The sequence below is a fragment of the Parafrankia sp. EUN1f genome, from assembly GCF_000177675.1.
Taxonomy (GTDB): Bacteria; Actinomycetota; Actinomycetes; order Frankiales; family Frankiaceae; genus Parafrankia.
In genome coordinates, this window is record NZ_ADGX01000214.1 from 1 (window position 1) to 12,012 (window position 12,012).

The following is a 12,012-nucleotide window of genomic DNA, read 5'->3' on the forward strand; positions in this document are numbered from 1 at the left end:
CGACGGGGCCGGCGCACACCGGGCAGCGCGCGCCAGCCGCGCCGCGCACCGGGGCTGGGCCGGGGCCCGCCGAGGAGAAGCCGCCCACCTGCCCTCCAGACACGTGCCCGCCCATCCCAATGAGGATAGGTAGCAAGTCGCGGATTCGCGGAGCCTCTCGGTGAACTCGCGGGGTCCACCTGTGCATCGAGGGATCCGGGACCACTCGATCGGGCCGGCCGTGCCGCGCAACCGGTGTCGCCGACGTCCGACAGCCGTCCGACAGCCGTCCGACAGCCGACATCTTTGCCGACGTCCATGTCGATGTCGACGCGGGCGTCGCCGCGTGCGGCGCTGGTCGATGCGGGAATTGGTGATGGTGTCCGCCGCGTGGCGTGACACGGCCGGATACCGTTGGGGTACGGCTGTGTCGCGGCTGGCAGCAGGCAGCGCCCGACACGGTCAGATGATCAGTTGGCTCGCCGGGCGGGTCGACGGCCCGAACACGCGAGTTACGAGGTGGTCTGTGATGGCCGGTGGCCAGAGCCGGGGTGGCGGCGGAGTCGCCCGTGGCGGGCAGGGAGGCCGGGCCGCGAAGTCAGGTTCCCACCGCAAGGGTGCGGCGATCGGCAGCGGCGGTCAGCGCCGCAAAGGGCTGCAGGGCAAGGGGGCGACACCACCGGCCGAGCAGCGGACCGGTCATCCGGCGCAGCGCCGTGCCGCCGCCGCGGCTGCTGCGGCCGCCCGGGGCGGAACAAGGCGTCCGAGTGCGCAGGGCCAGGCGGGGTCGTCGGCCGGCTCCGGCGGCTCCGCCGCCGGCGGGAGCGGCGGCGCCGGCGCCCACAGCGCGCGGCGCGGCGAGACCGACGAGTTCGTGGTCGGCCGCAACGCGGTGGTCGAGGCGCTGCGGGCAGGGGTGCCGGCGAGCTCCCTGCTGATCGCCGGCGGCCTCGAGTTCGACGAGCGTGTCGCCGACGCCCGCCGCCTCGCCGGCCGTGCCGGTCTCACCGTGGTCGACGTCGGGCGGGTCGAGCTCGACCGGCTCTGCCCGAACGCACCGCACCAGGGGCTCGCGCTCTCCGTCCCACCGTTCGAGTACGCCCATCCGGATGACGTGCTTGCCGCCACCCAGTCCGCGGCACCCGGTCTGGTCGTCGCGCTCGACGGCGTCACCGACCCGCGCAACCTCGGCGCCGTCGTCCGTTCGGCGGCGGCGTTCGGCGCGAACGGTGTCGTCGTTCCTGAGCGGCGCGCGGCGGGTATGACCGCGGCGGCGTGGAAGACGTCCGCGGGTGCGGCGGCGAGGCTGCCCGTCGCCCGAGCGGTGAACCTGACCCGCACCCTGCGCTCGTTCGCCGAATCGGGCCTGTTCGTCGTCGGCCTGGCGGCGGACGGGGAGGTCGACATCGACGATCTCCAGGTTGCCGCAGATCCGCTGGTGCTTGTGGTCGGTTCGGAGGGGCGCGGCCTCTCGCGGCTCGTCGGCGAGTGCTGCGACCTGAAGGTCCGGATCCCGATGGCCGGAGCCATGGAGTCGTTGAACGCCGGGGTCGCCACGGGCATCGCGCTCGCTGAGATCGCGCGCCGTCGTCGCCTGGCGGCGCCCGCCCCCTGAACCGGTCCTGCCGCGTAGCCTGCGGTGGCCGGCTGCCCGCGGTGGCCGGCTGCCCGCCGCAGCCCGCCGCGGTCGGCTTCCGCCGTGCGCTGCACCGTCGCGGGGCCCCGCCGTGCCGTCGCGGGCTGCGGGCTGCGGGCTGGCGGCGCACCATCGGAAGGGAACGCCGATACGCAGCGCTGCCGGCCGGGAGGTGTACGCCGTGAACGATGTTGTGACCGGCGGGGGGTGGCAGGTACCAGCAGGCTCCGGACCGCCCGGGAAGGCTGACGACCGCGCATCCGGAGGGCACCCGGGTGTGGAGGGCCCGGAGACGAGGGATCACAACGACGAGATGAGGCGCGTCCTCGACCTGGCGCGTCGTCATCTGCGGACCGATGTCGCCTGGCTGGCCAGGTTCAGCGGCGACCACCAGGTCATCGATCTCGTCGCGGGCGACGGTGAACTGGTCGAGAGCCTGGTCGGGTACCGGGTCGACATGGAGCAGACCTACTGCGCCCGGGTGCTGGACGGCCGTCTTCCCGCGGTGGTGCCCGATGCGCGAGCGGACAGCCGCACGGCCAACCTCCCGGTCACGCGTGATCTGGGCATCGGGTCCTATGTCGGCACACCTGTCCACCTGGACAACGGCGAGCTCTACGGCATGCTGTGCGCGCTGGGCACCGAGCCGGATCCGAACCTGGGTGAGCGGGACGTCCGTTTCCTGAGCCTGCTGGCCGACGTCCTCACCGACACTGTGTCCGCGATCCATCGCGGGCACGCCGATGACGATCATATCCGGTCCGTGATCGGGGAGATCATCGATTCCGGTGGGCCGACGATGGTCTTCCAGGCGGTGTTCGACCTGCCGACGCATGGGATCGTCGGTGCGGAGGCGCTGGCGCGCTTCCCCGGTTCCCGTCGCCTGGCGGCCTGCGGCCCGCGCCGGGAAGTGGGTCAAGCGGCGATCCCGGTGGGCGGCGCGACTACGGCGCCCTGTCGCCGGCCCAGTGGTTCGAGCAGGCGGCGTCGGTCGGCCTGGGCATCGATCTGGAGCTGGCGGCGATCCGTGCGGCCCTGGCGGAGCTGCCGCGTTTCCCCCGCGGTCTGGCGCTCTCGGTGAACGCGTCGCCCGGGACCATCGCGTCCGGGCGGCTTGCCGAGCTGATCGACGGCCCCAGCGCCGACCAGGTGGTCGTCGAGATCGCCGAGCGCGAGGGCAACCACGAGCTGCCGACGACGCTCGACCGCCTGCTGGAGCTGCGTGACCTTGGGACGCGGATCGCGGTGGACAATGTGGGAGTCGCCTATGCGAGCCTGCGGAGAATGGTGCAGTTCCTGCCGGACGTCGTGAAGATGGACCGCTGGCTTTCGATGAATGTCGGTTCCGACGCGGCCCGGCGGGCGCTGGTCGAGGCGCTTGTTCACTTCAGCCGGCAGATCGGCGCGACGCTGGTCGCCGAGGGTATCGAGACCGCGGACGAGCTGCGGGTGCTGGTCGCCGCCGGCGTGGACCAGGGGCAGGGCGAGTTCCTCAGCCCGCCTGGACCGCTGCCACTTCCCGCCCATGGTCGCTGCGTGGCCGTGAAACACAGCCGAATGGCCGCCACGGCGATGACCTGAACGGTGCCCATGGATTTCGGGAAATGCAAATTATCTGACGAGCGGAACCCGCTTCGTCGGTTTCCGGCTTCTGTGGGCGTGCCGCCGCGCGGCGCCGGAATTCGCAGCGCCAGCATTCATACCAATCGAGAAAAACGGGGCGCCGAGTCGCTTGCCAATCCGCAAGAAGTGAGGATTTCGGTTGCTGCGGCAGCCAAAATCCGCACTTCTTGCTTGAGGGAAGAAGCGGTGGCGGAGGAAGCGGTGGCGGTGGCGGAGGATCTTGGCGGGCGTGTGTGCAGGGAGATGTGGTAGCCCTGATTTCTGATGGGTCGGTGACAATTGTCCCGGTGTGGTCTTTCGGAATTATGTTGGCTCTGCCGCCTTTTGTCATTGCCAGCGGAGGAGGTGCCCCTGCACAGTGTGGGCGTGAATATCTCGCGAAGGATTGGACGGACTTCCCGTGCGGCCCCCGCGGCCCGGGCGGCACCGTCTCGGCCCGGCCGGCTTTGCCGGCGGCGCCGGCGGATCCTGCTGGTTCCGGCGCTGATCAGCGGGTGGGCCTGCCTCGCCGCGTGCCTGGAGCCGGCGGGTGGTCAGTCGCCGGACGGTCAGGACGAGGGCTGGGAGATCACGGTCTACTACACGGCGGTGGAGAGCTTTCACGAGGGGACGCCGCCGACCGTGGTCCGTGGTTGCCGTCAACGGGAATGCTCCTTCGGCGCAGATCTGCTCGGCACCTTTCCCGCCGGTTTCGTTCAGGCGGTGCACGACGAGGGGACCGGCCGGATCACCAGCGCGCCACTCACCGGGTCCATGCTCAACTGGTCCTACGACACCGGATTCTGGCTGGACGACATTCCAAGCGACACCGCGGGCCGGGCGCTGGTGCCGTTCCGAAGTGCGGCTGCCGATTCCTCCACGCTGCCGGCCGGAACCACCTTCGTGATCGATGAATGTGGTGTCGAGGAGGACGGATCCGAGATTGACCCGAGTGCGTGCGAGGCGTTGCGGCGGACTTCCTGGGAGATCCGTGACGAGTTCACACCCGGACTCGGCGGTGAAAAACACCTGGACCTGTACATCGGTGAGGAGAACATCCCGGACTTCACCGAGAACAGCCCGCTCTATCTGACCGGAATCGGCGCGAGAATTCGTGTCACGGCACCGCGGAAATCACAGTAGAAGAGCAAAAGGCGCCATAGTGGCGGGGGCTGGCCGGCGGGCACGGGAGCCCAGTGGAGCTCCCGTGCCCTGCCAGCGGTCCAGCGGATCAGAGCGGATCAGCGGACCGACCACCGGCCGGCCGGGGTCAGACCGCGGAGGCGGCGATGAAGGTGTACCCGAGGGCCTTCACGCCCTCGACCGTCTGTCGCAGATAGTCGACCCCCAGATACGGGTGGTAGAACATGCTCGCGAAGCCGTCCCGGACGATCAGGTTGCGGCGCGCCGCGTCGATGAGGTCGGCGGGAAGCCGGGCGGGGTGGTTGTTGAACGCCTCCGGCTCCACGTTGCCGATGTTCTCCGGAATGATGAACGAACCGTAGATGTCGGTGACCGGGTAGGGGAAGAACTGGCCGCCGAACTTCGTGTGGTCGATGGTGCCGCCGGCGAGCTGGTTGCGGAAGTACAGCCCGCGGTCGTAGCGGCGCGGGAACTTCGCCTTCGCCGCGGCGTAGTCCGGTGCGGAGGCCGCGTAGTGCGGGAACTCGAAGACCGTTGGCACCGACAGCCCGGCGGCGGTGAACGCGGCCGCGGAGCCGTCCATCCTGCCGGCGGCCCAGCTCTGGCTGTCACCGGGTACGGGGCCGTCGTAGACCACGTTGTCCTGGGCATCGACATGGGCACGGAAGAACTCGAAGTCGTCCGCGCTCGCACCGGAGTAGGGATTGGCGACGTTCGAGAACTGGTGCGTCCAGCCGTGCATGATCAGAGTTCCGCCGCGCTGGGTCATGTAGCGCAGTGCCGTGACGACGTCCGGGCGTGACGCGAGGGTGTAGTCCTGCGCCACCCCGTTGTTGTAGGTGCCGTTCGCGTCGACGTAGCGCGGGTAGACGGCGACCGAGAACGGAACGTTCACCGAGGAGAGATAGTCGGCGATCGCGCGCAGCTCGGCCGGGTCGGCGTCGGGCCCGACGTCCTCGATGCGCACCAGCGCCCGGTGCCGGGTTGCTGCCTGCGGGGCCAGCGCGTCGAACAGCATGTCGGCGAAGGCGAGATAGCGGTCGGTCATGTCGGCGTAGGCGAACGGGATCTCACCGATGTAGGTCAGGTTGTTCGAACGAAGTGCCCAGGGGAAGCGGGTACCGTTCGCGCGTACCGCCTCGGCCACCACCGTCGCCTTGGTCGTGTCGACGGTGCCGTAGTTCATGATCCCCGCGGCGTTGGCCGCGAGCCTGGTCAGATCGGTTCCCTTGTACCGGACCGAACCGACCGACGTGGTGTCGAATCCGGACCAGTTCCAGCCGTAGGTCGTCGCGAAGTTCGGTGCCTGTGCGGTGAGCTGCCAGATGTTGTCGTACAGCCACAGCACCGGTCTGCTCCCGGCCAGGACGTCCGTCAGGAAGGCCGTGGGCACCTGCTCGTCGTAGGTCGATCCGATGTAGATCACAGCCGCGTACTGCGCCATCTGGCCGGCGGTGTACGACCTGACGGGCCGGGCCTGCCAGGTGCCGAAACGCGATGCCAGGTTCGCGGCCTGCATGGCGTACTGCTCGCCCAGCCATCCCCAGGTGCCGGTCGTGTCGTAGAGGATCAGCGTGCCCTGACCGGTCGTCGCCGCCGCGGCCAGGGGCGTTGCCGTCGCCGATGCGGCCGCCGTTGCCGCCGCGGCCGAGGACCCGGTTGCCGGCGTGCCTGAAGATCCGGTCGCCGCGCCGGCGATGGCGGCGCCGCCACGGCCGGGCGGCACCGGGCGCGGGGCCCGGCGTGGTGGTGGTGTTCGTGGTGGCGCCGGCGGGGCGGGCAGCGTGCTGAGCCCCTTGTCGCCCGGATGTACCTGTGGGGTCGCGGCCCGGGCGTGGCGGGGCGGATGCGCCGGTGATCCGCCCTTGCCGCCGGCGGGTGCCGCGATGGCCGTGCCGGCTCCCACGGTGAGCGCGAGCAGGCCCGCCGCGGCAGCGGTCGCGGCCCCACGGGTACGCCGTCGGCGCCTGGCCGAGCTTCGCTCCCTGCCGGTGCGGGCGCCGGCGCTGGCGCTGGCCGAGCTCCGTGCGCCGCGGCTGCCGGCGAAAAGCTGTGTCAGGCGGATCATGCGCCGGCCTCCTCAAGCCGTGCCGAAGCGCCGGCCGCGGTCTGCTCGGCCAGTACCGCGCCGGTTCCCAGCGCGATCACCTCCGAGCGCATCGGTTGGAGGGGAATCTGCAGAGGAATGTTGATGGCGCGGGCACCGGGGACGAACGGGTCGGGAGCCGGTGTTCCGCACAGGCGGTGCTCGATCGCCGCGACGGCGCGGCCCGCGGCCTGCCCGTCGCCGTACGGGTTGACCGCCTCCGCCATGGCCGCGTAGGCGATGGGATCGTCCAGGAGCTGGCCGACGGCGGCGATGATCCGCTCGGTGTCGGTGCCGACGAGGCGGGTGGTGCCCGCGCGCACACCTTCCGGCCGCTCGGTGTTCTCCCGCAGGACCAGCACCGGCTTGCCGAGGCTGGGGGCCTCCTCCTGCACCCCTCCGCTGTCGGTGACGATCACGGTCGCCGTCGCCATGAGGTGCGTGAACGCCGAGTAGTCGACCGGGTCCGCGATCAGCACGTTGGGCAGCCCCGCGATCGGCGGCAGCACGGCTTCCCGGACGGCCGGGTTGCGGTGGACCGGCAGCACGATCAGCAGCTCGGGCCGTTCGGTGGCCAGCCGGGCCAGCGCCGCGCCCACCTGGGCGAGCGGCTCGCCCCAGGACTCGCGGCGGTGCGCGGTGACGAGCACTATCTGACGTCTGCCGGCCCCCGCGGGTTCGTCGAGCCTGGCCTGGCGGCGGACCTCGGCGAGCAGCGGGTCGTCGGGTGGCGGCGCCGCCGCCACGTGCAGCAGGGCGTCGATCACCGTGTTGCCGGTGACGAGAACCGACTCGGGACGGATGCCCTCCGCCAGCAGGTTGGCCCGGGCGGACGGGGTCGGCGCGAGGTGCAGCTCCGCGAGCTGGGCGGTCAGCCGCCGGTTGATCTCCTCCGGGAACGGTGACATCGGGTCGTCCGTGCGCAGCCCGGCTTCGAGGTGCACGACGGGCACGTTCTGGTAGAAGGCGGCGAGTGCGCCGGTGAACGCCGTGGTCGTGTCGCCCTGGACCACGACGGCATCCGGCCGCACCTCGGCCATCACGGCCTCAAGGCCACCGAGCGCCCGGGTGGTCACCCCGGACAGGGACTGCCGGTGCTGAAGGATCTCCAGGTCGTAGTCGGGGACCAGCCCGAACAGGTTGTTGACCTGGTCGAGCATCGTCCGGTGCTGACCGGTGACGGCGAGCACGGGACGCAGCGACCTGGTTCGGCGAAGCTCGTGGACCACTGGCGCCATCTTGATCGCCTCGGGTCTCGTGCCGTATACGAGCAGCACCGTGTGACCGGTGGAGCGGTCGGCCACGATGAACCTCCCATACTTGATCTTCTATCGGTGGGTCGACTGTTGGTTGCTGGATTGGCTGGTTGGTTGGTGCGGTGTCGCACCGGAGCGCCGGGCAGCTCGAGGCCGCCGGACGACCCGGTCGAATCAGGACGGCTGCCCGTCGGTCGGCCGTAGCTCGCGCGCGGCGGTTCGGCGGAACTCGACGACGGCGTCCTCGCAGTACAGGCCGATCGAGCCGGCGGGATACGGGCGCTCGGTGTCCTGCATCCGCACGGTCGGGACGCCGTCCACCGACACCGCCATCGAGTCCCCGGCGTGGACCACGTCGACGGTGTGCCAGCTCCCCAGCGTGCTGCGCGGTGATGGTCCGCTCGCCAGGAAGCGCTGACCGCCGGGATAGGCGGGGTCCTGCTTGCTGAGCTCCCAGCCGTTCGGTTTCAACACGAAGGCGTAGAAGTGCTGCGGGTCGGTGTAGTTCCACAGCACCCAGCCGACCTCCCAGGGGGCCGGCGAATCCTGGCGCAGCTGCTGGACGGTGCGGACCTGCGTGGAGAAGCGCACGTTGCGGTACGTCTCGGCACTGACGACGAGGCCGGCATGGGTGTGGTCGGGACCCTCCGCCGCCCGCGGTGAGAGTGTGATGACCAGGCCGTCGTCCGCCGCGTGCGCGGTCGTGTGCCCGTAGCCGTCGAAGATCGCGAGCCAGGGGCCGTGCGCTGACCCGTCCCGCCAGCGGGTGGGGCGTCCGTCCGAGCTGAGCTGGATGATCGCCCACACCCCGGACAGCGCGGCGATGGCTCCCAGGAGCAGCAGGACCAGCATCTGGAACGGATGCCGGTGCCTGGCCCGCCGCTCCGTTCGGCAGGCCAGAACGTGATCACTTCGCCGGTAAGGGTGGTGCGGAGCGCTCACCCTCGGTGTCCGTCCGAGGCTGCGGGCATCGGCGTGCGGGTCTCGGCGCGGGGCGGCTCGGGCGTGCGGGCGGTCTTGTGCCAGCTGGTGCGGCGGCCGACGACCCGGGCGAGTGCCCACCAGCCGGCCACGAACCACACCAGCGCATACAGCATGTAAAGGTGCACGTAGCCAGCCAGCCGCAGCATGCCGACACCGGTCAGCGGCTCACGTGACCGGTAGATCAGCCCGCAGACCAACGCCGGGCCCGCGGCCATCAGGTACGCACCGAGGAAGTAGCGCGCGTCCGGCGCGGGGCCGCCCGCGAACCAGCTCGTGAGCACCGCCACCGTGCTCAGCACGAAGGCGGCGGTCAGCAGCGACGCCAGCAGGATCAGCAGCGGGCTGGACAGATGGAACAGCATGTCCGGCAGGGCCCGCGCCCGCGCCTGGCGCAGCACCCTGGGCATCAGGGTCCAGGACTGCAGATGGCCCTGGAACCAGCGGGAACGTTGCCGAAGCAGCCGGCCCAGCCGGATGACACCCTGCTGATGGACGTCGGCCTGCGGGCAGAACTGGTTGCGCCAGCCGGCGAGCAGCAGGCGCACGCCGAGATCGAGATCCTCGGTGAGGCTGTGCGACCACGGGGATCCCCCCAGCGACCGCAGGGCCGACAGCCGGACGAACTGGCCGTTGCCACCGAGACCCACGTTGTCGAGCTGGCCCCGGCCGCGCTGGAAGACGTCCGTGTAGATGACGAACTCCATGTCCTGCAGCCGTGCCAGCAGGCTGGTGCCCCGGTTGTTGATGCGGACGCCGGTCTGCACCCCGGCGGTTCGGGGGTCGGCGAAGTACGGGGCGACGGCCTCCACCGTGTGCGGGTCGAGGCGCCCGTCCGCGTCGACCACGGCGATGATCACATCGCTGGGGTCGCGGGCGAGGATCTCCGCGCGGGTCGCCAGATCCCCCATCGCCGCGTTGAGCGCGGCGCCCTTTCCCTTGCGGGCATGCGGTGGTGTGCGGCGCAGCAGCCACACCCTGTCGTCGGGCACGTCGAGCACCAGCTGGGACGTCCGGTCGTCGGAGCCGTCGTCCACGACGAGGACCCGCCGGTTCGTGGCGGGGGACTGCAGGAGCCGTGCCAGGCTCGGCCCGATCACGGCCTCCTCGTTGAGGCACGGCATCACGAAGACGAAGAAGAGGCCGTCGGGTGGCGTTCCGGTCCAGGCGCGATGGACCCGGGCGAGGACCAGCATCACGCAGAGGTAGACCATGCCCAGGATGATCATGACGGCGGCGAGCAGCCGGGCGCCGCCGCCGTCGGGGTCCAGCAGGTTCACGCGGCCGCGTCGGGGCCAGGCCGGGACGGCCGCCTACCCACCCGCAGGAGCAGGGCGACCAGGACTCCGAGCAGACCTGCGCACCCGTACAGCAGGAATCCCAGCCCCACCACGCCCGTCAGCAGGCCTGAGAGTAGGTCGAGGACGGCGGTCGCATGGTCGGTCGACGCCTGGTGGGCGATCGGGACAGCCACGTCACCCGCTCCGGACTGGAACGGGTGGACGGGACCGAGCCCCGGGCGGGCCAGCGCCGCGCCTGGGAGCAGTGGGACGTACATTGATCCTCCGAGCGAGTTCAGGCCCACTGCGCCGCGGTTTGGGCAGGCCGCGGCACGGCGGTGAGGTGGCCGTTGGTCGCGGACCAGCGGCGTCCCACGCCATGGCTCGGCGAGCCATGGCGTGGGCGTGGCGGAGCTGTTCCTCGGCAGGCCGTGACGGGGCGCCTTGGAACAGTTCTCGGAAGCAACTGCCGCGGAGCAGGCTGGAACGGGCACACCTGGGTTTTCGCGGCAAAAGAACCTGCCGGCCAGGGGCACGGCCGACGGCGGCCAGCGTGCCACGCCGACGGGATTAACCGGGCACGGCGACCCGGGCCGAGTTGGCCGTGCGTGCGGTCAGGTGCTCACTGAGCCTTTTCAATCTCACGGTGCATGATCAGGGATGCCGCAGGCCCGAGTCGACGATGGAAAGGACTCACAGTTCCCGGTTCTCGGAAAGATGTGTGGGTGGCCGCCGCGGATGCGCGGCCCGATGACCTGGCCTGGTGGTGGCTCTCGGCATTCAGTGGCTCGGCGCGATAATCTCGTCCGTGGTATGACGATTGCCGTGCCTGACATCGGCTCCCGCCCGCGGAGCTACCTGGCAGGAGGTATCGCCGGTCCAGGAGGCAACGCCGGGGCGGGTGGTCATCGCCGGGCCGTGTGGGCGGCGAGGATGGCTGATACGGCGCCAGGCGGCCGGCTCGATGGAGCGGCTGCGGCCTGCGCACTAGGCGATGCGACCCGTGTGACCTGCGCCGCCGCGACGCAGACGGGTCCTGCGGGCATGACCGGCGTGACGTCGCCGGGATATTTTTGCCGCCCGTCGGCTTTTGCTTGCTCAGATCTTCCCCCCCATGGAGCCGTGCCCCCCGGGACTGCAGGGCGGTCGACTGTGGACGACGGCCTGCGGTCTCGCTGAATCCTTAGTGGATCAGGGCGGGAGGGCGCCCCGTGCCTTGCGCGTTCGACTTCATTCTTGCACGTTGTGCGACCGCAGTGGTGGAGGTACTCGACTTTTCTTGCCGGCGCCACTCGCATGACACGATGTGGCCTCGCCAGATTCGAATCTGATGAATATAGATAATTTTAGATGGGTGCTTCTGCTGGGTATTCCTGGTGTCGGCCCGGCCAGTTCTCGGCGTCGCCTGGCCAGCTCTGAGCCCATTGCTCTCGGCGCCCGGTAGAACTTCAGGCGCCACAGCATGAACGGCATTGCGATCGGGCTGGATCGGTACTCGCCGATCGTGGGTGACCGGAGCCGGCGGCCGTGGTGGCCGGGTTGGGCGGGGATGCCGAGCTGGCCGCTCCCAACTCGGCATCCGTGGGACATCGGGAGCATTCCGTCGCCGCGCGACCCGGCTCGGTGGGCACCCGCGGCGACACCCTGGGCCGGGTCGCCATGAATCGTGGTCTCGTGCTCTCGGATCACGGCGGAGCGGGACGTCGCCCGCTCCGCTGGAATGAACCCCGGATGCCGTGACTGTTCACCGGGAGGCGCACAGCGAGGAGTGTTGAATAGGAGTGTTTCCGTAGTGACGTGTCGCCGGCGGTTATCGGTCGACCCTTGACGAGGGCCGGGAACCACGCTTCTCTGCGTTCCGGGGGCGAACCGGACGCGGCTCGCCACCCCCTGCCATTCCGGCAGGCTTGCCAGCGCAACGTTGGTCAGCGCGCGGCGGCGCCGACCCGCCCGGGGCGAGTTCGCCGTGCCGCCCGATCGAAAGGAGCGCCCGTGGCCGGTCCCGTCGACGCGGGCGCCGGAGCCGGCGCGAGCATGGAGACCGGCGCG

At 70.6% G+C, this 12,012-nt stretch carries 10 protein-coding genes; 5 read left to right on the forward strand and 5 right to left on the reverse strand.

What is annotated here, in order from left to right; all coding sequences use genetic code 11:
* The first annotated feature begins 508 nt into the window (after positions 1 to 508).
* From rlmB to FREUN1FDRAFT_RS35170, 5 genes are all read left to right on the forward strand, one after another.
* On the forward strand, positions 509 to 1,594 hold the full coding sequence (gene rlmB, locus FREUN1FDRAFT_RS35160; RefSeq protein WP_006545149.1) for a 23S rRNA (guanosine(2251)-2'-O)-methyltransferase RlmB: 1,086 nt from the start codon (positions 509 to 511) through the stop codon (positions 1,592 to 1,594).
* A 202-nt stretch (positions 1,595 to 1,796) separates the two neighbouring features.
* On the forward strand, positions 1,797 to 2,696 hold the full coding sequence (locus FREUN1FDRAFT_RS47145; protein ID WP_232295560.1) for a GAF domain-containing protein: 900 nt from the start codon (positions 1,797 to 1,799) through the stop codon (positions 2,694 to 2,696).
* A complete protein-coding gene (locus FREUN1FDRAFT_RS47150) occupies positions 2,612 to 3,196 on the forward strand; it encodes an EAL domain-containing protein (protein ID WP_232295563.1) in 585 nt (194 codons plus the stop codon). Before FREUN1FDRAFT_RS47145 ends, FREUN1FDRAFT_RS47150 begins: the two co-directional genes overlap by 85 nt.
* Before the next feature lie 3 nt (positions 3,197 to 3,199).
* On the forward strand, positions 3,200 to 3,490 hold the full coding sequence (locus tag FREUN1FDRAFT_RS44590) for a hypothetical protein (RefSeq protein ID WP_157475753.1): 291 nt from the start codon (positions 3,200 to 3,202) through the stop codon (positions 3,488 to 3,490).
* 108 nt (positions 3,491 to 3,598) lie between these two features.
* Positions 3,599 to 4,360, forward strand: coding sequence for a hypothetical protein (locus FREUN1FDRAFT_RS35170; RefSeq protein ID WP_006545152.1), 762 nt, complete (start codon positions 3,599 to 3,601; stop codon positions 4,358 to 4,360).
* A 127-nt stretch (positions 4,361 to 4,487) separates the two neighbouring features.
* Here FREUN1FDRAFT_RS35170 and FREUN1FDRAFT_RS35175 read toward each other — a convergent pair whose 3' ends face one another.
* The 5 genes from FREUN1FDRAFT_RS35175 to FREUN1FDRAFT_RS35195 all read right to left on the reverse strand — a co-directional run bounded on the left by FREUN1FDRAFT_RS35175 (position 4,488) and on the right by FREUN1FDRAFT_RS35195 (position 10,241).
* A complete protein-coding gene (locus FREUN1FDRAFT_RS35175; protein ID WP_006545153.1) occupies positions 4,488 to 6,428 on the reverse strand; it encodes a DUF2334 domain-containing protein in 1,941 nt (646 codons plus the stop codon).
* On the reverse strand, positions 6,425 to 7,750 hold the full coding sequence (gene wecB, locus FREUN1FDRAFT_RS35180; RefSeq protein ID WP_006545154.1) for a non-hydrolyzing UDP-N-acetylglucosamine 2-epimerase: 1,326 nt from the start codon (positions 7,748 to 7,750) through the stop codon (positions 6,425 to 6,427). Before wecB ends, FREUN1FDRAFT_RS35175 begins: the two co-directional genes overlap by 4 nt.
* A gap of 126 nt (positions 7,751 to 7,876) precedes the next feature.
* Positions 7,877 to 8,644, reverse strand: coding sequence for a family 16 glycoside hydrolase (locus FREUN1FDRAFT_RS35185; RefSeq protein WP_232295562.1), 768 nt, complete (start codon positions 8,642 to 8,644; stop codon positions 7,877 to 7,879).
* Positions 8,641 to 9,963, reverse strand: coding sequence for a glycosyltransferase family 2 protein (locus tag FREUN1FDRAFT_RS35190; protein WP_006545156.1), 1,323 nt, complete (start codon positions 9,961 to 9,963; stop codon positions 8,641 to 8,643). The genes FREUN1FDRAFT_RS35185 and FREUN1FDRAFT_RS35190 overlap by 4 nt, the downstream gene beginning before the upstream one ends.
* On the reverse strand, positions 9,960 to 10,241 hold the full coding sequence (locus FREUN1FDRAFT_RS35195; RefSeq protein WP_006545157.1) for a hypothetical protein: 282 nt from the start codon (positions 10,239 to 10,241) through the stop codon (positions 9,960 to 9,962). The genes FREUN1FDRAFT_RS35190 and FREUN1FDRAFT_RS35195 overlap by 4 nt, the downstream gene beginning before the upstream one ends.
* Positions 10,242 to 12,012 lie beyond the last annotated feature (1,771 nt).